The sequence below is a fragment of the Saccharopolyspora oryzae genome (assembly GCF_027853915.1).
In the GTDB taxonomy this organism is placed as follows: Bacteria; Actinomycetota; Actinomycetes; order Mycobacteriales; family Pseudonocardiaceae; genus Saccharopolyspora; species Saccharopolyspora oryzae.
The window spans coordinates 1-20263 of the sequence record NZ_JAQGLA010000037.1 but is presented as its reverse complement, the minus strand read 5'-3'; the positions used below and the strand labels follow the sequence as shown (position 1 = coordinate 20263).

18 protein-coding genes and 1 tRNA gene are annotated in these 20263 nt (G+C 69.6%); 10 read left to right on the top strand and 9 right to left on the bottom strand.

All coding sequences use genetic code 11. The annotated features are described in order from the left end of the window. Positions 1–65: 65 nt before the first annotated feature. Positions 66–1727 (bottom strand): arginine--tRNA ligase, encoded by a 1662-nt coding sequence (argS, locus tag OU415_RS21340; protein WP_270950695.1) that lies wholly within the window; start codon positions 1725–1727, stop codon positions 66–68. Between the two features lie 213 nt (positions 1728–1940). Between argS and OU415_RS21335 the strand changes: the two genes are divergently transcribed. Together OU415_RS21335 and OU415_RS21330 are read left to right on the top strand one after the other, a co-directional pair. Continuing rightward, a complete protein-coding gene (locus OU415_RS21335) occupies positions 1941–2732 on the top strand; it encodes a DUF3105 domain-containing protein (RefSeq protein ID WP_270950694.1) in 792 nt (263 codons plus the stop codon). A gap of 3 nt (positions 2733–2735) precedes the next feature. Further along, positions 2736–3392: a DUF305 domain-containing protein gene (locus tag OU415_RS21330; RefSeq protein WP_270950693.1), complete on the top strand. Its 657-nt coding sequence runs from the start codon at positions 2736–2738 to the stop codon at positions 3390–3392. Positions 3393–3402: 10 nt separating this feature from the next. On the opposite strand, the gene OU415_RS21325 is transcribed toward OU415_RS21330, so the two are convergent. Then, entirely contained in the window at positions 3403–4320 is a 918-nt protein-coding gene (locus OU415_RS21325; protein WP_270950692.1) for a cation diffusion facilitator family transporter, read from the bottom strand. Between the two features lie 160 nt (positions 4321–4480). On the opposite strand from OU415_RS21325, the gene OU415_RS21320 reads away from it, so the two are divergent. Further along, positions 4481–4553, top strand: a tRNA-Arg gene (locus tag OU415_RS21320). Positions 4554–4628: 75 nt separating this feature from the next. Here the strand turns inward: OU415_RS21320 and OU415_RS21315 are convergent. Then, positions 4629–5348 (bottom strand): SDR family NAD(P)-dependent oxidoreductase, encoded by a 720-nt coding sequence (locus OU415_RS21315; RefSeq protein WP_270950691.1) that lies wholly within the window; start codon positions 5346–5348, stop codon positions 4629–4631. Positions 5349–5405: 57 nt separating this feature from the next. Here OU415_RS21315 and OU415_RS21310 point away from each other — a divergent pair, with 57 nt between their 5' ends. After that, positions 5406–5951, top strand: a complete 546-nt coding sequence (locus OU415_RS21310) for a MarR family winged helix-turn-helix transcriptional regulator (protein ID WP_270950690.1) — start codon at positions 5406–5408, stop codon at positions 5949–5951. 57 nt (positions 5952–6008) lie between these two features. Here the strand turns inward: OU415_RS21310 and OU415_RS21305 are convergent, their stop codons facing one another. Both OU415_RS21305 and OU415_RS21300 read right to left on the bottom strand, forming a co-directional pair. After that, positions 6009–7577 carry a solute symporter family protein gene (locus tag OU415_RS21305; RefSeq protein WP_270950689.1) on the bottom strand — a complete coding sequence of 523 codons (1569 nt, stop codon included), beginning with the start codon at positions 7575–7577 and terminating at the stop codon, positions 6009–6011. Further along, positions 7574–7975, bottom strand: coding sequence for a DUF485 domain-containing protein (locus OU415_RS21300; RefSeq protein ID WP_270950688.1), 402 nt, complete (start codon positions 7973–7975; stop codon positions 7574–7576). Before OU415_RS21300 ends, OU415_RS21305 begins: the two co-directional genes overlap by 4 nt. An 821-nt stretch (positions 7976–8796) precedes the next feature. Here OU415_RS21300 and OU415_RS21295 point away from each other — a divergent pair. The 4 genes from OU415_RS21295 (at position 8797) to OU415_RS21280 (ending at position 13481) form a co-directional block, all read left to right on the top strand. Continuing rightward, positions 8797–11691, top strand: coding sequence for a nitrate- and nitrite sensing domain-containing protein (locus OU415_RS21295; protein WP_270950687.1), 2895 nt, complete (start codon positions 8797–8799; stop codon positions 11689–11691). A 34-nt stretch (positions 11692–11725) separates the two neighbouring features. Then, positions 11726–12166, top strand: a complete 441-nt coding sequence (locus tag OU415_RS21290; protein ID WP_270950686.1) for a roadblock/LC7 domain-containing protein — start codon at positions 11726–11728, stop codon at positions 12164–12166. Positions 12167–12173: 7 nt separating this feature from the next. Further along, the gene (locus OU415_RS21285) at positions 12174–12806 is read left to right on the top strand and encodes a DUF742 domain-containing protein (protein WP_270950685.1); all 633 of its coding nucleotides are present in this window, start codon (positions 12174–12176) and stop codon (positions 12804–12806) included. A gap of 66 nt (positions 12807–12872) precedes the next feature. Further along, complete coding sequence (locus OU415_RS21280) at positions 12873–13481, top strand: GTP-binding protein (RefSeq protein WP_270950684.1); 609 nt, start codon at positions 12873–12875, stop codon at positions 13479–13481. Between the two features lie 95 nt (positions 13482–13576). Here the strand turns inward: OU415_RS21280 and OU415_RS21275 are convergent, their stop codons facing one another. Next, the gene (locus tag OU415_RS21275) at positions 13577–15193 is read right to left on the bottom strand and encodes a purine-cytosine permease family protein (protein ID WP_270950683.1); all 1617 of its coding nucleotides are present in this window, start codon (positions 15191–15193) and stop codon (positions 13577–13579) included. A 260-nt stretch (positions 15194–15453) separates the two neighbouring features. Here OU415_RS21275 and OU415_RS21270 point away from each other — a divergent pair, with 260 nt between their 5' ends. After that, positions 15454–15681: a DUF3311 domain-containing protein gene (locus OU415_RS21270; protein ID WP_270950682.1), complete on the top strand. Its 228-nt coding sequence runs from the start codon at positions 15454–15456 to the stop codon at positions 15679–15681. Then, positions 15678–17162, top strand: a complete 1485-nt coding sequence (locus tag OU415_RS21265; protein ID WP_270950681.1) for a sodium:solute symporter family protein — start codon at positions 15678–15680, stop codon at positions 17160–17162. Before OU415_RS21270 ends, OU415_RS21265 begins: the two co-directional genes overlap by 4 nt. 20 nt (positions 17163–17182) lie before the next feature. On the opposite strand, the gene OU415_RS21260 is transcribed toward OU415_RS21265, so the two are convergent. The 3 genes from OU415_RS21260 to OU415_RS21250 form a co-directional block, all read right to left on the bottom strand. Next, a complete protein-coding gene (locus OU415_RS21260; protein ID WP_270950680.1) occupies positions 17183–18127 on the bottom strand; it encodes a patatin-like phospholipase family protein in 945 nt (314 codons plus the stop codon). 45 nt (positions 18128–18172) lie between these two features. Continuing rightward, positions 18173–18607 (bottom strand): alternative ribosome rescue aminoacyl-tRNA hydrolase ArfB, encoded by a 435-nt coding sequence (arfB, locus tag OU415_RS21255; RefSeq protein ID WP_270950679.1) that lies wholly within the window; start codon positions 18605–18607, stop codon positions 18173–18175. Between the two features lie 98 nt (positions 18608–18705). Next, positions 18706–20064: a serine hydrolase domain-containing protein gene (locus OU415_RS21250; protein WP_270950678.1), complete on the bottom strand. Its 1359-nt coding sequence runs from the start codon at positions 20062–20064 to the stop codon at positions 18706–18708. Positions 20065–20263: the final 199 nt, after the last annotated feature.

Genomic DNA, 20263 nt, shown 5'->3' with positions numbered 1-20263 from the left:
CTAGAACTCCTTCGCGCAGCCTGCCGCTGGACAGGCGAATCGTCGCGGCACCTGGTGCCGCGTTGTCACATCTGCTCGGGTGCGCTGACGCCCAGCAGCCCCAAGCCGTTGGCGATGACCTGGCGGGTCGCCTCGCACAGCTGCAGCCGGGCGATGGTCAGCGCGCTGGCCTCGTCGTCCCCGGGCTGCAGCACGCGGCAAGCGTCGTAGAACTTGTGGTACGCGCTGGCCACGTCCTCCAGGTAGCGGGCCACCCGGTGCGGTTCGCGCAGCTGGGCGGCCGAGTTCACCACGCGCGGGAACTCGCCGAGGGTGCGGATCAGGTCGCCCTCGCGTTCGTGGGTGAGCAGCGACAGGTCGGCATTGTCCACGGTGCCGCGCTCGATTCCCAGCGAGACCGCGTTGCGCTGCAACGACGACAGGCGGGCGTGCGCGTACTGCACGTAGAACACCGGGTTCTCGTTGGTGCGCTTGCTGATCAGGTCCAGGTCGATGTCGACCGCGGAGTCCGCCGAGGACCGGATCAGCGAGTAGCGGGCGGCGTCCACGCCGACCGCCTCGACCAGGTCCTCCAGGGTGACGACGGTGCCCGCGCGCTTGCTCATCCGCACCGGTTTGCCGTCGCGCACCAGGTTCACCATCTGCCCGATCAGCACCTCGACCACCGACGGGTCGTCGCCCAGCGCCGCGGCCGCGGCCTTGAGCCGGGCGATGTAGCCGTGGTGGTCGGCGCCGAGCATGTAGATGCACAGCTCGAAGCCGCGGTTGCGCTTGTCCAGCAGGTAGGCGACGTCACCGGCGATGTAGGCGGGGGCGCCGTCGCTCTTGATGACGACCCGGTCCTTGTCGTCGCCGAACTCGGTGGAGCGCAGCCACCAGGCGCCGTCGGCGAAGTACACGTGACCGGATTTCTTCAGCGCCTCCAGGGACTCGGCCACGGCACCGGAGGTGTGCAGCGAGTCCTCGTGGAAGTACACGTCGAAGTCGGTGCCGAAGTCGTGCAGGCTCTGCTTGATCTCGTCGAACATCAGCCCGACGCCGATCCGGCGGAACGTCTCGTGCCGTTCCTCCTCGGGCTGCTCCATCACCCCGGGCTCGGCCTTGATCACCGCACCGGCGATGTCGCCGATGTAGTCGCCGCCGTAGCCGTCCTCCGGGGCGGGCTCGCCCTTGGCCGCGGCGATCAGCGACCGCACGAACCGGTCGATCTGCGCGCCTGCGTCGTTGAAGTAGTACTCGCGGGTCACCGCGGCGCCCTGCGCGCTCAGCACGCGGCCGAGCGCGTCGCCGACCGCGGCCCAGCGGGTGCCGCCCAGGTGGATCGGGCCGGTCGGGTTGGCCGAGACGAACTCCAGGTTCACCTTCAGGCCGTCGTAGCGGTCGCCGTTGCCGTACTCGGCGGCGCGGGTGATGACCTCGCGCACGATCTGGCCCTGCGCGTCCGCGGCCAGCCGCAGGTTCAGGAAGCCGGGGCCGGCGACGTCGACCGAGTCGATGCCGTCCTTGCCGGTCAGCGCCTCGGCCAGCCAGGTCGCCAGTTCGCGCGGGTTCACGCCGGCCTTCTTGGCCACCTGCATCGCGAGGTTGGTCGCGTAGTCGCCGTGCTCCGGGTTGCGGGGGCGCTCGACGGTCACCACCTCGGGCAGGACGGAGGTGTCCAGCTGCTTGTCGGAAAGCACCTCGACGGCGGTGTTGCGGACCAGTTCTGCGAGCACGGCGGGAGTCACCTTATGGAGTCTAAGGAAGAGTCCGCGCTGCTCAGCCAACGGGTTGGCCAGTTCCCAGCAGGCAAGACCACGGGGAGTGATCGACCGGTCACAGCAGTGTGAGAACGTGTGGTGGCGAGCATTGGCCGAGAGGGCTCTCGCGGCGTCGGCAATCTCTACACTGGCGGGCCGGATCCCCCGGTGGTTCTTGGTGAGACGAGGTTTTCGAACAGCATGGCGAACAAGAAGAGCAAAGCGGTGCGCAACACCGTGGTGCACCAGCGGCAAATCCCCTGGATGCTGATCTCGGGCGTGACGGCCGTGGCGGTGTTCGCAGCCGTGGTCTTCGGCTTCACGTTCATGAGGTACTCCGAAACCTCGGACATCCGGGAAGCCCAGGCCCAGGCCGAGAAGGCCGCCGAGCCGTTCAAGCCGTCGCCGGAGAACCCCGACCCGTCCAAGAAGATCCCCGGGGTCAAGACCGTCGAGTACCAGGGCCAGCTGCACATCACCCCGACGCAGCGGGTGGCCTACGACCAGTCCCCGCCGTTCGGCGGCCCGCACGACGGCATCTGGGCCGACTGCACCGGCGTGGTCTACCCGGAGGCCGTGCGCACCGAGAACATGGTCCACTCGCTGGAGCACGGCGCGGTGTGGATCGCCTACAACCCGGACAAGGTCGACGAGGCCGGCATCGAGCGCCTCAAGGCCCGCGCCGACGGCAAGCCCTACACGATGATGTCGCCGTACCCGGGCCTGGACAGCCCGATCTCGCTGCAGTCCTGGGGCCACCAGCTCAAGGTCGACAACGCCGAGGACCCGCGCATCGACCAGTTCATCACCGCGCTGCGGCTGAACAACAACGGCGTCTACCCGGAGATCGGCGGCTCCTGCCAGGCCTACCCGGGTGCGTTCGACACCAACAACCCGCCGAAGTTCGACGCGACCCCGCCCGGCCCGGACGCGGTCACCATGGACGGCAAGGGCGCGAACGCGGCGGCCGGCGAAATGGGTCAGGGGCAGTAAGCCGTGCGCACCGAACGTCCACTGGCCGCGCGGATCTTCGTGGCCGTCGCAGCAGCCCTGGCGCTGCTGCTGCTCGGGGCGGCGCTCGGACTGCTGATCCGGGTGCCGTCCCTCGACCGCGCGGAACCCGGGCCGACCCCGGTCGACATCGGGTTCGCGCAGGACATGAGCGTGCACCACCAGCAAGCGGTGACCATGGCCACGCTGGCCCGCGAGCGCGCCTCGGACGTCGCGGTGCGGCAGCTGGCCTTCGACATCGAGACCAACCAGCGCGACCAGATCGGCCGGATGCAGGGTTGGTTGAGCCTGTGGCACCAGTCCTCGCAGGCCGTCGGCCCGCTGATGGAGTGGATGAAGTCCGAGGGCCACGACCACGGCGGGATGGCCATGTCCACCGGCGGTGGCGGGCTGATGCCGGGCATGGCCAGCAGCGCGGAGATGGCGCACCTGCAGGACCTGCGCGGCCCGGAGTTCGACGTCTACTTCCTGCAGCTGATGCTGCGCCACCACGAGGGCGGCGCCCCGATGGCCGACTACGGCGCGCGCCACGCGGCCGTTCCGGCGGTGCGCGAGCTGGCGAAGAACATGCTCGGTTCGCAGGCCAGCGAGAGCCAGCTGATGCGCACCATGCTCCAGGAGCGCGGCGCTCGGCCGATCTAGTCGGCGCGGCTCACCAGGTCAGCGCCTGGCAGCGCTTGGCGCACTCGGCGGGCTCGACCTGGAGGGTCGCGTGGTCGATGCGGTAGCGCTCGGACAGCAGGCGCTGCGCCGCGACCAGCACCCCGCCGTGGTCCGCGTCGGAACCGGTGGTCAGGTGCGCCGAGGCGACCTCCATTCCGGAGGTGAGGGTCCACACGTGCAGGTCGTGGACCTCGGTGACCGATGGCAGCGCGGTCAGGTCCGCGCGCAGCTCGCCGACGTCGACGCCTTCCGGGGCCTGCTGGACGAGGATCCGCAGCGCCTGGCGGGCGAGCTTCCAGGTCCGCGGCAGCACGAACAGGCCGACCGCGACGGCGACGATCGGGTCCGCCAGGTACCAGCCGAACAGCCAGGTGAGCAGACCGCCGATCAGCACCCCGACCGAACCGATGGTGTCGGCGAGGACTTCCAGGTAGGCGCCGCGCACGTTCAGGCTCTCGTTGGCGCCCTGGCGCAGCAGCGCGAACACCACGAGGTTGGCGCCCAGCCCGGCCGCCGCGGTCAGCATCATCGGCAGCCCGGCGACTTCCGGCGGGTCCTGGAGCCGGGAGATCGACTCGTAGAGGATGTAGGCGGCCACGCCGAACAGCAGGACGGCGTTGGCGAGCGCGGCCAGGACTTCCATGCGGTAGAGCCCGAAGGTCCGCTTGTCCCCCACCGGCCGCCGCGCCGCGGTGATCGCGGCGAGCGCCATGCCCACGCCGAGCACGTCGGTGAGCATGTGCCCGGCGTCGGAGAGCAGCGCCAGCGAGGACGTCATGAACCCGACGACGGCTTCGAGCACGAGGAACGCGAGCAGGATCGCGAACGACATGCCGAGCCGCCGCACGTAGCGCCCCGAGGCGCTGACCGCGTCGGCTGCGGACCCGTGCCCGTGGCCCTGACCCATCTGCCCTCCTACGTCCACCTGACCTCAATACATAGTGAAGTATGCATGAATAGGCGGGCGGAGGCGATAGGGCCCGGCATCTGAGATGCCGCAATCCGGCACACCCCCCGCGAAACCGTTGCGGCGAGTGCGATAGGCTAACGATCGTCCGCAGCGACAAGCCCTCGTAGCTCAGCGGATAGAGCACTGCCCTCCGGAGGCAGGTGTCGCAGGTTCGAGTCCTGCCGAGGGCGCACTGGACGAGATCCGCCCCTGGTTCGGCAACCGCCGCCAGGGGCGGATCTTTTTGCGCGCCGAGAAGATCTCGGTCAGCGCGTGGTGTGCGCACCTCCGTTCACGTGGAGGGTTTGACCGGTGAGGTGGCGGGCTCCTTCGGAGGCCAGGAAGTGGGCGAGGTCGGCGATGTCGTTCGGGCGGCCTGGGCGGCCATTGTGGGTCGCGTCGATCAGGGCGGTTCGGCGCTGTTCGCTGAGCTGGCCGTGGAAGAACTCCGTTTCCTCGATGTAGCCCGGTGCGATCAGGTTGGCCGTCAGGCCCTTCGGGCCGACCTGCGCGGACAGGCCCGCGTTCCAGGCCGCGACTGCCGCTTTCGCCGCGCCGTAGGAGCTCGAGGCGTATTCGGCGCCGATCGAGCCGACGTTGACGATGGTGCCGCCGGGGCGCATCTTGTCGAGCACGGCGGTGGTGGTGAGCACCGCGCCGAGCAGGTTGGCGTCCAGGTTCGCTCGCCAGGCCTCCGCGACCTGCGCCAGGTTCGCCGGCTCGTCGCGCTGCAGGTCGGTGTTGCCGCCCGCCATGTTGACCAGCACGTCGAGGCCATCGGTGAGCTCCGCCGCCAGTTCCGCGACCTGCTGCGGGTCCGACGCGTCGCACGGGATCGGCTGGGCGTCGATCTCGGCGGCCGCCGTCTTCAGCCGCTCGGCGCCGCGGCCGGTGATGATCACGGTGTCACCGTCGGCGCGGAAACGGCCCGCTACCGCCTTGCCGATGCCACTGCTACCGCCGGTGACGAGCACGATTCGATTCACTGCTGACTCCCCATCGCTGATACGTTTAGTGCTAAACGTAACGCTGGGAGGCGCCCGATGTCCAATGCCGAGAGCTACCCGATCGGACAGGCCACCACCTGGCCGTCGGCCGACATCGCCGCGGCCTGGCGGCGCGAGCTGCCCGGGGTGCGCACCGAGTCCATCGAGGTCATCACGCCGATCTGGCGCATCGCGAAGCTCCTCGCCGACGAACGTCGGCGCACCCTGGCCCGGCTCGACATCGACCCGTCGACGCTCGACCTGCTCAGCGTGATCCGCCGCGCCGGACCGCCCTACGAGCTGACCACCCGCGAGATCACCCGCCGGACGCTGGTCACCGCCGGGGCCATCTCGCAGCGCATCACCCGCGCCGAACGGGCCGGGCTCGTCGAGCGGTCGCCGTCGACGGCATCGCGCCGCGCGGTCGCGGTCCGGTTGACCGACGCCGGGCACCAGCTCATTGAGTCCACGGTGCGGGAACTGCTCGAGCACGAAGCCGATCTGATCGCCGCGCTCGCCGACGAAGACCACTCCTACCTCGCGGGGGTCCTCGCCAAACTCGAAACCTCGCTCAACGCAACCGAATCGAGCACTTCGGACTGACGGGCGCGGGCCCCGGAGGAGTTCCCCCGGGGCCCGCGATCGCTCAGGTCACCGCGTTCAGGTCGAACCGATTCCGGTGAGGGAGCGGACCTCCATCTCCGCGGTCCGGCGGGGGTTGTTCGGCGGACCGCCGAGCAGGGTCCCGACCACCCCGCAGAGGAACGAGATCGGGATCGACACGATGCCCGGGTTGCTCAGCGGGAACCAGGCGAAGTCCGCGTGCGGCAGGATCGAGCCCGGAGCCCCCGAGACCACCGGCGAGAAGATCACCAGCACCAGGCAGGACGACAGGCCGCCGTAGATTCCCCACAGCGTGCCGCGTGTGTTGAAGCGCTTCCAGAACAGCGAGAGCAGCAGCGTCGAGAGGTTCGCCGAGGCCGCGAAGGCGAACGCCAGGCCCACCAGGAACGCGATGTTCTGGCCGTTGACCAGGATTCCGCCGATGATCGACGCACCGCCGATCACCAGCGCGGTCAACCGGGCCACCTTCACCACGTCGTCGGACTTGGCCTCGCCGCGGCGGATCATGTTGGCGTACACGTCGTGGGCGAACGACGCGGAAGCCGTCAGCGTCAGCCCCGCCACCACCGCGAGGATGGTGGCGAACGCGACCGCCGCGACGATCCCGAGCAGCACCGTGCCGCCGACGCGGAAGGCCAGCAGCGGCGCGGCGGAGTTCTCGCCGCCGGGGGCCGCGAGGATCGCTTCGGTGCCGTTGACCGCGCCCGCGCCGAAGCCGATCACCAGCGTGCACAGGTAGAAACCGGCCATCGTCACCGTCGCCCACACCACCGAGCGGCGCGCCTGCACCGCGTTCGGCACCGTGTAGAAGCGCATCAGCACGTGCGGCAGACCAGCGGTGCCGAGGACCAGCGCCAGCGACAGCGACACGAAGTCCAACTTGGACATCCCGCTCCCGCCGTACTTCGCGCCCGGCGCGAAGATCTTGTCGCCCAACGGGTTCCGCTCAGCGGCGTGCTGCATCAGCGAGGTCATGCTGAAGCCGAACTTGCCCAGCAGGAACAGGGTCAGCATCGAGGCGCACAGGAACAGCATGCCCGCCTTGATGATCTGCACCCACGTGGTGCCCTTCATGCCGCCGACCAGCACGTACACCATCATCACCAGGCCGACGGCGGCGATCACCAGCGCTTGGCCGCCGGCGCTGTGCACGTCCAGCAGCAGCGCGACGAGGCTTCCCGCGCCGGCCATCTGGGCGATCATGTAGACGAACGAGATGACCAGCGTGGACACCGCAGCGGCGGCGCGCACCGGACGCTGCTGCATCCGGAAGCTGAGCACGTCGCCCATCGTGAAGCGGCCGGTGTTGCGCAGGAGCTCGGCGACCAGCAGCAGGTTCACCAGCCAGCCGACCAGGAAGCCGATCGAGTACAGGAAGCCGTCGTAGCCGTAGACCGCGATGGCGCCGGCGATGCCGAGGAACGACGCCGCCGACAGGTAGTCGCCGGACAGCGCGATGCCGTTCTGCGCGCCGGTGAAACCGCCACCGGCGGCGAAGTAGTCGGAGGTGGTCCCGCTGCTGCTCACCCGGTACACCAGGTACAGCGTGAGCAGCACGAACACCCCGAAGATGCTCATGTTGAGCACCGGGTTGGCGCCGGTCATCGCGGTTCCTCCCCGGTGACGTCCAGGTGCAGCTGGCGGATCCGCGGGTCGACGTGGCGCGCGGTGTAGCGCAGGTACAGGGCGGTGATCAGGATCGTGGTGGCGAACTGGCCGATGCCCAGCACCAGTCCGACGTTGATCTCGCCGACCAGGCGGATCGCCATGAACTCCGGCAGGTAGGCGGCCATCACGACGTAGCCGACGTACCAGAGGAGGAACGCAGCGCTCATCGGGAAGACGAAGCGGTGCAGGCTGGACCGCAGCTCCTGGAAGTCCTGGCGCTGCGCGATCTCGACGTAGTCGGGGGGCCCGGGGCGCTGGGGTGCGGGGGCGGACTTGTCTATCTGGCCGAAGGTGGCCGCCGGCGGGGCGGGCGGCCGTTGGGTTGCGTTGGGCATTCGTCCTTCCAAAGCAGATCTGCGCGCGCGTGGATGTCAACCGACGTGCGGATTCCCACCGACGTTTCGAAGTCCCCCCACGTTCACCGACCGCACCTCGGAATTCGCGAAGTCCGCGAACCGGGGCGCGGCGACCGCACTGCTGCCCGCGATGCCAACCGGGCCGGAAGTCTAATCAGCGAACGAGCGACCGCAGACCCCCTGAACGACACAGCACACACATTGATGAATCTGTCGATCACGGAATGTGCCCGAGGAACCGCCGAAAACTCCCCCAGAAGGACCCGAATCCGACTGATCCACCCCGGAAATTCCTTCTGCCAGCCATTATTTCAGCAGGATAACGACGCCTTTCGGCGCTCATAGCGGAAAGTTGGCGCGTCGACGAGGAGCCACTCCGGAACGCGGAGGCAATGTCTACCTATCGGGTGACTAAAGCACTTGAGCGCGCCTCGGAAGTGAACACGATCAGTGTTCACGATCGTCCCCACCCCGGTCCTGATGATCTTAAAATGGGAATATCCGCAGGTCAGCGCGCCAAATTCAGACGCAGAGGAAGATCGTCCGAATGAGATAGTGTTCTGCCACCGACGAACGGCGCACCACGCCCGACACCGGCCGCGATCCCCCGAAACATCGCAGGCCGCGCGGACGCCGAAGTCGAAGACCGCACCGGCCACCCGCGAAAAACCCCGAACGCAGGCAGCGCCGCCAGCCATCGTGACCCCGCCGCACACCCCCACCGACCGGCGCAGCCTGCCCACCACACGAACGCGCAGTCGGCCGACGAAACGTCCGACGGCGCGGGAAAGGACTGCGTCGTGAGCAGCGGACTCGAGGACACGCCCACGCACGTGTCAAGGGCGTCCACGTGGCCGCGCGCCACCACGAGACTCGCCGCACGGATCACCGAGTGGCGCGACTGGAAGCTCCCGATCAAGATCGGGGCCGTCGTGCTCGTACCGGTGATCTTCGCGCTCGTGCTGGGGGTGCTTCAGATTCGCGGCCAGATCGCCAAGGCCGACGAGTACGAAGCGATGGACCGGGTCGTCACCGCGGGCAGCGCGGTGCGCAAGGCGGTCGAGGACCTGCAGTGGGAACGCAGCGATGCCACCGAGTTCCTGGTGCGCGGGCAGACCTCCGAACAGCAGGTCCGGGAGCGGATGACCGCCACGGACCGGTCCCTTGACGCGGCCCGCCGCGCGCTGGGGGCCGCCCCCGACAGCGACGCGGCGCGGTTCGCCCAGCAGGAAACGGGGCGGCAGATCGCCGAACTCGCCCCGACCCGCAACCGCGTGCTGCGCAGCCAGATCACCCCCGACAGCGCGATCCAGGCCTACAGCGAGGTCGTCGGCGACCTGCTCGCGCTGGACCGCACCCTGCTCAGCCAGCTCTCGTCGTCGCAGCTGGTCTCCCCCGCGACCAGCGCGCACGAGCTCGCCAAGATCCGGGAAGAGGTCCAGCTGCAGCAGGCGCTGGTGCTCACCGGGCTGGTCCGCGGCAAGTTCGAGGACGACGCCCTCACCCGGCTGGACGCCAGCGAATCCCGGCGCACCGCGGCCGCCAAGGACTTCCGCGCCGCGGCCTCCCTGGACCACCGCATCCGCTACGACCAGCTCTACGCCGACCCGCTGTTCCCCGCGCGGGAGACCACGGTCCAGCTGGCGATGGCCGAGCGCAACAACGCGCGGGCCCAGCTGTCCTCGGCGCTGGTCACGCCCGACACCTGGCACCACCAGTCGCAGAACGCGCTGGAGGCGCTCGGTGGTCTGGGCGCGGACCTGGACCAGGAACTGCACGCCACCGCGTTCGGCCTGCAGGACAGCGCCAGCAACCTCGCCGGTCTCGAAGCGGTGATCCTGCTGACCGCGCTGCTGATCGCCAGCCTGATCGTGGTGTTCATCGGCAGGCACCTGCTGCGCTCCCTGGACCTGCTGCGGCGCAGCGCGCTGGACACCGCGAACCACCAGCTGCCCAACGCCGTCGCCGACATCCGCGCCGGGCACGCCCCGCAAGCCCCGGTCGAGCAGGTGCCGGTGGACACCGCCGACGAGATCGGTGACGTGGCGCGCGCCTTCGACGACGTGCACACCCAGGCGGTCAACCTGGCCACCGAGCAGGCCGAGCTGCGCCGCAGCTACAGCGATTCCTTCGTCAACGTCTCCCGCCGCAGCCAGGGCCTGCTGGAGCGCCAGCTGCGCCTGTTCGAGCAGCTGGAGCGCGACGAGGAGGACCCCGACCAGCTGGCCACCCTGTTCCAGCTGGACCACCTGGCCACCCGGATGCGCCGCAACAACGAGAACCTGATGGTGCTCTCCGGCACCGACCTGGCGCGCCGCTTCAGCCAGCCGACCAGCCCGGCCGACCTGGTGCGCGCCGCAGTCTCCGAGATCGAGCACTACCCGCGAGTGATCGTGCAGCCGCTGCCCGACGTCAAGGTCGTCGGCTACGCCGCCAGCGACCTGGTGCGGTTGTTCGCCGAACTCCTGGACAACGCGGCCAACTTCTCCGCGCCGCACACCCAGGTGACCGTCTCCGGGCACCGGCGCGGCGACGGCGCGCTGGTCGTCGACATCGTCGACCAGGGCATCGGGATGAGCGACGCCGACCGCGAAGCCGCCAACGAGCGGCTGTCCGCCGACGGTGAGCTCACGCTGTCCACGTCGCGGCGCATGGGCATGTTCGTGATCGGCCGGCTGGCGGCCCGCCACGGCATCGAGGTCGAGCTGCACCCGGGTCGCGACGGCGTCGGCCTGCGCGCGGCGGTGACCATCGCGCCCGAACTCCTGGCGGACGCGGTGCAGATGCCGCAGCCGCGGACCAACGGGATCGCCACCCACGGCCGCAGCCAGGACAGCCTCGTCGAGGCCTTCGACTGGGAGGCCGCCGAGCAGGACGCGGCGAGCCCCGTCCGCAACGGCTACCACCTGCTGCGGCCGCCGACCGAGGACGCACCGGTCCCGGAGCAGCGCGACCTGTCCAACACCCAGGACCTGCCCCACGTCCCGGACGGTGCCGGCGTTCCGGACAGCGCACCACCCGCGCAGCGGACCAACGGCACCGCGGCACCGGCCCCGATCTTCGACGACCTCTCCTCGGTCTGGTTCCAGTCGGCGCCCACCGCCGAGCACACCCCGGCCTGGCCCGAAACCGGCGAAGAGCCCCAGCCGACGGGCGAATTCCCGCCTGCGCAGGGGAATCCCGGCAGCCGCAACGGGCAGGTCTGGTCCTTCCCCAGCGACGAAGCGGGGCAGCGCGCGCAGGAGATCGCGTCGGCGGAACCGGCCGGCCGCACCTCCGCCGGGCTCCCGCAACGGGTTCCGCTGGCGAACCTGCTCGCGGGCAGCGCGGAGACCTCCGGCGACGACCGGCCGCGGCCGACCCGCGACCCGGAAGTCGCGCGCGGTCGGCTGGCCAGCTTCCAGGCCGGGATCCAGCGCGGCAGGCACCACCGCAGGCAGGACGGGCAGGAGGACCAGCCGCCCGAACCGGCCGGACCTCCCGCGCCCGCACCGGAAACCCCCGACTACACCCCCGCCGGACTGCCCCGACGGGTCCCCAGAACCCAGGTACTACCGGGAACAGTCACCGAGGACGCCCAGCCCCGCCGCGACGCAGACCTGATGCGCGGCCGACTGGCCAGCTTCCAACGCGGTGTCCGCGAGGGCAAGCACAGCCTCCGCGACCCACAGCGTTCGGCCGACGAACGGCTGTGACATTCCGCGTCAGTGAGGAGGACAGGAAACGCCCATGAACACCAACAACTCCCAACCGAACCAGTTCGGCTGGCTGGTCACCGATTTCACCGAACGGGTCCCCGGGGTGGCGCACGCCGTGGTCGTCTCGGCGGACGGCCTGCTGCTGACGGCGTCGGCGAAGCTGCCCACCGACCGCGCCGACCAGCTCGCCGCCGTCGCGTCCGGGCTGCTCAGCCTGACGCAAGGAGCCGCGCGGTGCTTCGAAGCCGGTGCGGTCAACGAAACCGTGGTCGAGATGGAACGCGGCCTCATGCTGCAGATGGCGATCAGCGACGGCTCGTGCCTCACGGTGCTCGCCGCCCCGCAGTGCGACATGGGGCTGATCGCCTACGAGATGGCGTTGCTGGTCGAACGAGTCGGACAGATCCTGACCCCCGAACTGCGCTCCCAGCTGCAAGGATCGAGTCGGGTGATGACCGGCCAGTCGGTGTGAGGACTCCATGAGCACAGGTCCGGACTCATCCGGGCGACACCATTGGGACGACCACGGGTCACCCGAGGCGGACGCCTTCGCCGACGTCTTCAACCGCTTCACCCTCGACAGCGGACGACGCGGCCGCAGGCGCAAACGCGCCCGCGAACAGGACGAGCAGCGAGCTCAGGCGCAGCCCCCCGTGCCCGAGCAGCCCGAACCGGCGCAGCCCCCCGCGCCGGAACCGCCGCCCTGGCCGCGGGAATCCGATGCGGAGGTGCCCGACCAGGCACCGGTCCAGGACGGTGACTCCCCGGACGGCGGCACGGCCACCTACATCCGGCCGTACGCCTGGACCGGCGGGCGGACTCGCTCGAACCACCGGTTGGAGCTGGAAACCCTGGTCTCCACCAGCGAGTTCTGCCAGCCGAACCGGCTGCAGCGCATCGAGCACCACTCGATCGCCGAGATCTGCCGCCACCCCCGCTCGGTGGCCGAGGTCGGCGCGCTGCTCGGCGTTCCGCTGGGGGTGGCGAAGGTCCTGCTCGGCGACATGGCCGATCTGGGCCTGGTCACGGTGCACCGAACGGTCAGCGAATCCGGCAGCACATCTCACTTCATGTTGATGGAGAGGGTTCTGAGCGGGCTCCGGCGCCTCTGACCTCTCCCCCGCGCATCCACCCCGCGCGCAGGACACCAGCTCATTCGACACCTGAGGTTGGCAGAAATGACCCCCGAAACGCGTTCCCGACCTGGTCACCCCTCCTCCACCAGGCCCGCAACCGCGACCTCGGCGAAGATCGTCGTCGCAGGCGGCTTCGGCGTCGGCAAGACGACGTTCGTCGGCTCGGTGTCGGAGATCGTGCCGCTGACCACCGAGGCCGTGATGACCGAGGCCAGCAGCGGCATCGACGACCTGAAGGCGACCCCGAACAAGAACACCACCACGGTGGCGATGGACTTCGGCCGGCTGTCCCTCGACGCCGACCTGATCCTCTACCTGTTCGGCACGCCCGGTCAGCAGCGCTTCTGGTTCATGTGGGACGACCTGGTGCGCGGCGCGATCGGTGCCGTGGTGCTGGTGGACACCCGGCGGCTGGCGGACTGCTTCTCGGCCATCGACTTCTTCGAGGACCGCCAGCTGCCGTACGTGATCGGTCTGAACTGCTTCGACGGCACGCTGCGCCACCGCATCGAGGAGGTCCGCGAGGCCATCGCGATCCCGCCGGACGTGCCGATCGTGCCCTGCGACGCCCGCGACCGCGCTTCCACCAAGCAGGCGCTGATCACCCTCGTCGAGTACGCGATGAAGTGGTGGCTCCAGCGCACCGCTTGATCTCGGCTGCAACCACGAGGACCCTCCTGTCGTTGACGGGAGGGTCCTCTAGCGCCTGGAGGACGTTTCACCCAGAACGCACCACAGGCATGTGACTACGCGGGGAGGACGTGCTCGCCCGTGCGGTCTGTGGTGAGGCAGAGGGAGCAGATGACCTCGCCGGTGGAGCCGGAGGCGAGCACGTCCGGGCGTTCGAAGTCCTGCTCGCAGACGTGGCAGGTGTACACAGTGGCCACCGGGGTGCCCTCGGCGTCGAACCTCGGTTCTTCGATGCCGTCGTCGGTGCGCCGCAGGTAGTAGCGCCCGCGAGTCACGATGGCCATGACCGGTGTCAGCACGGCGGCGATCACCACGGCGGCGATCGGCGAGTACGGCTGCACGACCGGGCCGAGGGCGCCGAAGTACATCGCGATCGAGATGATCGCCGCGGCCAGGAACGCCACCACGCCCACCGGGTTGACCGGGTAGAGCATGCCGCGGCGGAACTCGGGTTCCCGTGGCGACAGCTTGAGCAGGTACTTGTTGATCAGGATGTCGGCGGCGACCGTGACGACCCAGGCGATCGCGCAGTTGGCGTAGAAGCTGAGCACCGAATTGAGGAAGGCGAACATGTTCGCCTCCATCAGCACCAGCGCCACGATGAGGTTGAGCAGCACGAACACGATCCGGCCCGGGTAGCGCCGGGTGATCCGGGTGAACGAGTTCGTCCAGGTCAACGAGCCCGAGTACGCGTTGGTGACGTTGATCTTCACCTGGCTGAGCACCACCAGGACCACCGCCAGCGGGATCGCCAGCCACACCGGCATGAACAGCTCGTACACACCCATGAACTGCTGCACCGGCTCGGTCGCCGCGGCACCGGCCGCACCCATGATGTAGAAGGCCAGGAACGCGCCGGTGGCCTGCTTGATCGCGCCGAAGAACACCCAGCCCGGACCGGCGGTGATCACCGACGCCCACCACGACCGCTTGTTCTCCGCAGTTCGCGGCGGCATGAACCGCAGGTAGTCGATCTGCTCGCCGATCTGCGCCATCAGCGACAGCGCCACCCCGGCGCCGAGCATCACCGACGCCGCGTTCAGCCCGGCGCCCTCTTCGCCCGCGAACGCCAGCCACGACGACACCGAGTCCGGGTCGACCACGACCAGATATCCGAGTGGCGCCACCATCAGCAGCAGCCACAGCGGCGTCGTCCAGACCTGCAGGCGGCTGAGCGCCTTCATGCCGTAGATGACCAGCGGTACGACGATCAGCGTGGTGATCAGGTAGCCGAGCCACAGCGGCACGCCGAGGCCGACCTTGAGGCCCTGCGCCATGATCGCACCCTCGGTGGCGAAGAAGATGAACGTGAAGCTGCCGAAGATCACGCTGGTCAGCACCGAGCCGTAGTAGCCGAACCCGGAACCGCGGGTGATCAGGTCGAGGTCGATGTTGTACCGCGCGCCGTAGTAGGCCAGCGGGAGGCCGGTGACGAAGATGATGATCGCGGCCACCAGGATCGCGACCAGTGCGTTGAGCGTGCCGTAGCTCAGGCCGATGCCCGCGCCGATGGAGAAGTCGGCGAGGTAGGCGATGCCGCCGAGCGCCGTCGATCCCACCACCGCTGGCTTCCAGCGCCGGTAGCTGCGCGGGGCGAAGCGGAGGGTGTAGTCCTCCAGCGTCTCCTGCACCGCCTGGTTCTTCGGCGCTCCGCGCACACTCTGGACGACCATCGAAAGCTCCCTCCCATGCCGGGGCATGCGAGTCGGAGTGTTGGTCATCGATGTTGCGCGGGAGATCGACCGGTGTTTCCGGCAGATGACGCCGCGTGTGCGGTGTGCCTCATTGCTCACGACGTGGAGCGACGAATTCGGCGCCGTCGCGATGAAGTGGTGGCTCCAGCGCACCGCTTGATCTCGGCTGCAACCATGAGGACCCTCCTGTCGTTGATGGGAGGGTCCTCTTGTTTCCTCACACCGTTGCGGGGTGGCCAGTGCTGAAGGAACGCAGATCGCTGTGGTGGCTGTTGGGGCCGGTGCTGCTCTACGTGGTGGCGCTCCCGCTGTACAACCGGGTCGAGCCCGTGGTGCTGGGCCTGCCGTTCTTCATGTTCTGGACGTTGTTGGCGACCCTGCTCACGCCGGTCTGCATCTGGCTGGCCGCGCGCCGGGATCCGCTGTGGCGAGCCGACCGGGACCGCGAGCGGGGTGATGCGGGATGAGCCCCGACGCAGCGGTTTCCATCGGCATCTTCGGTGTTTTCATGCTCGGCGCGATCGTGCTGGGCCTGCTCTCGCTGCGCGGCCGGGACCGGGCGAACCTGGCCGAGTGGTCGATCGGCGGCCGCAGCCTCGGCGTGGTGCTGATCTTCGTGCTGATGGCCGGTGAGACGTACACGAGCTTCAGCTACCTCGGCGCGGCCGGCTGGTCCTACGACTACGGGATGCCGGTGTTCTACCTGCTGGCCTACCTGGCGATCGGGTTCGCCGTCGGCTACGTCGTCGGTCCGGTCCTGTGGCACTACGCGCACCGCAACAACCTGCACAACATCACCGACATCACGGCTTTCCGGTTCGACTCGCCGTGGTTCGGGGCGGCGGTGGCGATCCTGACCACCGCGTTCCTGCTGCCCTACATCCAGCTGCAGATCACCGGGATGGGCGTGGTCGTCTCGACGATCAGCTACGGGACGATCGGGCTGGGCGCGGGGTACGTGATCGCGTTCGTGGTGACCGAGGCGTTCATCATCTTCTCCGGGCTGCGCGGCAGCGCCTGGGTGTCGATCCTCAAGGACAGCTTGGTGATCATCACGCTGCTGGCGGTGTTCGCCTACGTGCCGGTGCACTACTTCGGCGGGGTCGGGCCGATGCTGGAGCGGCTCGTCGCGGAGCGCCCGCAGTGGCTGGTGCTGCCCGGTCAGGGCAAGGAGTCGCTGGGCATGATGTGGTTCGCCACCACCGGGCTGCTCAACGGCGTGGTCTACACGATCTTCCCGACCACCGTCGCCGGTTACCTCGGCGCGAAGAACCCCGGTGTGCTGCGGCGCAACGCCATCATCATGCCGTTCTACCAGGTCCTGCTGTTCGTCCCGATCCTGCTGGGGCTGGCCGCGGTGTTCGTGGTGCCGGGTCTGACCGACTCGAACCTGGCCATGTTCGAGCTGGTCGTGCACTCGATGCCGGCGTGGATGGTGGGGCTGGTCGGTGTTGCCGGGGCGCTCTCGTCGATCGTGCCGATGGCGGTGTTCATGCTCGTGATCGGGACGATGTGGGGTCGTTCCGTGCTGGGCGTGCACCCGAGGACCGCGCCGCGCCAGAAGCAGCTCTCGCAGCTGGTCACGTTCCTGGTCGGGCTGGTCGCGCTGCTGTTCACCTTCGTCTCGCCGACCACGCTGGTGCAGCTCTCGGTGCTGTCGTACCAGGGTTTGGCGCAGCTGCTGCCGGTGGTGCTGATCAGCCTGCTGTGGAAGCGGATGACGGTCGCCGGTGCGGCCGGCGGGCTCGCGGTGGGCGTGGTCGTGGTGTCGGTGCTGGTCGCCACCGGGAACGACCCGTGGCTGGGCATCAACGCCGGTCTGATCGGGCTCGCGGCGAACGTCGCGGTGAACGTGGCGATCAGCCTGGCCCGCCCGGCGACGGCACCTGCCGAGCGGCTGGCGGTCGACGAGCTGGCCGAGACCCGATCTTCCGGCGCGGGGGTGTGACGTCCGGCTTCAGCGCCGCGTCACGGCATCGGCGGGGCGACCGCGGAAACGCCGAACTGGCCGCTCGCGATCGGGTTCCCGCCGATGTCGACCGGACCTTCCGGCACCGGCTTCGCCGACGGGTACCAGCGGCGCGCGATCTCCCACGCCGCGTCGATCAGCGCGCTGGCGTGCCCGAAGGAGTAAGGCGAAAGCCCCACCACCGACGGCGCCGGGAGGACGTAGAGCTCGCAGCGCGTCGCGTTCAGCTGCATGTCCAGCCGCGCGGCCGACACCATCGCCGAACCCAGCGCCGCACCGTTCACGCCGCCCACCGAACGCGGGGGGACCCGCGGCGCCGGCCAGGTCGCGATCGAGCCGATGCCGCGCCTGGTCTGGTTGTACTCGAAGCGCTCGGTCCCGCCGCACGGCAGCACGAAGACCCGCTCCGCACCGCGCTCGACGGCGCGGCTGATCGGCATGAACACCGCCGGGCCGCCGTCGACGAGCCAGCGGTCGCCGATCTTCACCGGCGGGAACATCCCCGGGATCGAGCAGGACGCGACCAGCGGCGGCAGCGCGGGCCCCGACTCGAAGTAGACGGCGTCGCCGCTGTCGATGTCGGTCGCGGTCACCGTCACCGGGATCTGCGCTTGCTCCAACCGCCGGAACGGCAGGTTGTTGTGCAGCCAGCGGGCGAGCCCGTGGTTGCCCATCACGTGGTTGGACAGGCCGAGCTTGCCGGCGAGGATCCGCGTCGGCTGGATCGGGAACACGTCCGTCCGCCGCATCGACGTCCAGATCTCGCGCAGCTTCTCGGCGCCGCCCGGGGTGGGGTCGCCCGCCAGCCAAGCGGCGTTGAGCGAACCGGCCGAAGTGCCGACGAGCAGGTCCGGTTCCACCCCGGCCTCGAAGAGCGCGGTGACCAGTCCGGCCTGGATCGCGCCGAAGGTGGAACCACCCGGCAGAACCCACGCTGTGCGCATCAGCAGTGCCCTCCCACTCTGGTTGTGCTGTTGATCATCGACGGCTCAGCCATCCCCCGGATCTCCGCGGCGGCGCTGGCGCTTCACTTGCGAGCGCTGCTTCTTGCTGTTCAGGCGGCGCTGCTGGGAGCCCCGGGTCGGTTTGGTCTTGCGCCGGGCGCGCTTCGGTGGGGCCACCGCCTCGGCCAGCAGCGCGGCCAGCCTCTCCCGCGCCGCCTCGCGGTTGGCCAGCTGCGCGCGATGTTCGGACGCCACGACAGTGATCACACCACCGACGAGCCGCTTCGCAAGTCGGTCCGCGGCCCGCTCCCGGAGGGGCTCGGGCACGGAGGCCGAGCCCGCGAGGTCGAAGGACAGCTCGACGCGGGAGTCGGTCGTGTTCACGCCCTGGCCGCCGGGCCCGGACGATCGCGAGAAGCGCTCGGAGAGCTCGGCCGCGGGGATCTGCCAGCGGCTGGTGATGCGGAGGTCTCCGGACATGCAGAACAGCATGCCTCAACCCCCTGCGCCGCTCACCACCGATTTGCCGCGCGGGAACCTCCCCACCTTCGACGACGGGGAGGTTCCCGTGCTTCAGATCACTGGCCGGGCCGCCAGCCCGCGACACCGCCCGGTACCGGGGCTTCTGGTGCGTACGGGGTGCGGGTGAAGATGAAGGTGTTCAGGTCGAGGTGGGTGGGAACGCCGTCCGCGTCCCGCCCGATCCGCAGGGGCTCGCCCGAGTAGTAGCCGTCCAGGCCGGTCCAGGTGCCGTCGGCGTTGGGGCGGAACCGCGACGCCCGGCCCCGGCCCCGCGACGGCGCGAGGTCGAGCAGACCGTCGGGGAGGATCCGCAGCACGTAGGGGCTCGGACCCCAGTACCACTGCCCGGTCAGCTCGAGCAGCGCCATGTCCACGTCCGCGCTGGGCTCCCAGGCCTCCGGGATCCGCGGCTCGTGCTCGGCGAGCAGGTCGAGCAGGTCGGTGGACAGCGCGCCGACACCCGCGGTCGTGTTGGCCATGAAGATCACCCCGGTGGCGTCCTCCGGGTCCGCCCAGAGGTTCGCGATGAACCCGGGCATCGAGCCGGTGTGCCCGGCCAGCCGCCGCCCGCGGTGCCGCATCAGCTGCAGGCCGAGCCCGTAGCCGCCGCGCCACTCCGGCCCGTCGTCGACCGAGCCGGGCGAGCGCATCTCCAGGACCGTGGCCGGGTGCAGGACCTCGCCGGTGTCGCCGCCGACGAACCGCACCCACCGGACCATGTCGTCGAAGGTCGACCACAGCTGGCCCGCCGGGGCCATCGCGCCCGCGTCCTCGGCCGGTTCGGACAGCACGACGTCCGCCCACGGGTGCACGGCCAGTCCCTCGGCGTGCGGGGCGACCGGCGCCGTCGTGGTGCGCTTCATGCCCAGCGGATCCAAGATCTCGCGCTGCACCACCTCGTGCCACGGCGCGCCGCGCAGCCGCGCCACGAGCTCGCCCAGCACGCCGAAGCCCACGTTGGAGTAGTGGAAGCCGTGGTGCGGGGTGGGGCGCACGGCGGATTCGTCGATGCTCTTCAGCAGTTCTTCCGCGCTGCCGCCCGGAGTCCGCTCCCACCACTCGCCGGCCGGCTCCGCGGTCAGGCCGCTGGACTGCGAGAGCAGCGAACCGATGCTGCGGTTGCCGATCGCGGTGCCCGGCACGTGCTCGTCGAGCTTGTCGGCCAGGTCGAGCTTCCCCTCGTCGCGCAGCCGCATCACCATCACGGCGACGAAGGTCTTGGTGATCGAACCGATCCGGTACTGGGTGTCGGTCGTGGACGGCCCGCCGCCGACCTTGCCGCGGGAGTCGACCCAGATCGTCTCGCCGTCCCGGACCAACCCCGCGATCAGCGACGGGATCCGGTTCTCGCGCTGCTCCACGGCCAGACGCCGCAGCAGGGCGCGCTGGGTGGAGGGCAACAAACTCGTCAACATGCCTCCATGTTTTCAAAGACTGTCTGACGCACTCGTTTTGCGTGGCGGTGCCGGTAGCGGAACCTCAGCGCCCGCCTGGACTCCGGGTGCCCACCCTTATGTATGCCAATACACGGCGGCTGGGCCGTCCTCGCCAGGCGAACGCTGAGAACCCGCGGCGGTGCAAGCGCCGAGGGTGGGCTATGCGCCTGCGGCGCAT

Bases quoted from the DNA above. Each gene is read 5' to 3' on its own strand.
- OU415_RS21265 (WP_270950681.1), top strand. From the start codon at position 15,678: ATGAGCCCCGACGCAGCGGTTTCCATCGGCATCTTCGGTGTTTTCATG.
- OU415_RS21275 (WP_270950683.1), bottom strand. From the start codon at position 15,193: ATGGTCGTCCAGAGTGTGCGCGGAGCGCCGAAGAACCAGGCGGTGCAG.
- arfB (WP_270950679.1), bottom strand. From the start codon at position 18,607: ATGTCCGGAGACCTCCGCATCACCAGCCGCTGGCAGATCCCCGCGGCC.
- OU415_RS21260 (WP_270950680.1), bottom strand. From the start codon at position 18,127: ATGCGCACAGCGTGGGTTCTGCCGGGTGGTTCCACCTTCGGCGCGATC.
- OU415_RS21335 (WP_270950694.1), top strand. From the start codon at position 1,941: ATGGCGAACAAGAAGAGCAAAGCGGTGCGCAACACCGTGGTGCACCAG.
- OU415_RS21325 (WP_270950692.1), bottom strand. From the start codon at position 4,320: ATGGGTCAGGGCCACGGGCACGGGTCCGCAGCCGACGCGGTCAGCGCC.
- OU415_RS21290 (WP_270950686.1), top strand. From the start codon at position 11,726: ATGAACACCAACAACTCCCAACCGAACCAGTTCGGCTGGCTGGTCACC.
- OU415_RS21285 (WP_270950685.1), top strand. From the start codon at position 12,174: ATGAGCACAGGTCCGGACTCATCCGGGCGACACCATTGGGACGACCAC.
- OU415_RS21250 (WP_270950678.1), bottom strand. From the start codon at position 20,064: ATGTTGACGAGTTTGTTGCCCTCCACCCAGCGCGCCCTGCTGCGGCGT.
- OU415_RS21280 (WP_270950684.1), top strand. From the start codon at position 12,873: ATGACCCCCGAAACGCGTTCCCGACCTGGTCACCCCTCCTCCACCAGG.
- OU415_RS21305 (WP_270950689.1), bottom strand. From the start codon at position 7,577: ATGACCGGCGCCAACCCGGTGCTCAACATGAGCATCTTCGGGGTGTTC.
- OU415_RS21300 (WP_270950688.1), bottom strand. From the start codon at position 7,975: ATGCCCAACGCAACCCAACGGCCGCCCGCCCCGCCGGCGGCCACCTTC.
- OU415_RS21310 (WP_270950690.1), top strand. From the start codon at position 5,406: ATGTCCAATGCCGAGAGCTACCCGATCGGACAGGCCACCACCTGGCCG.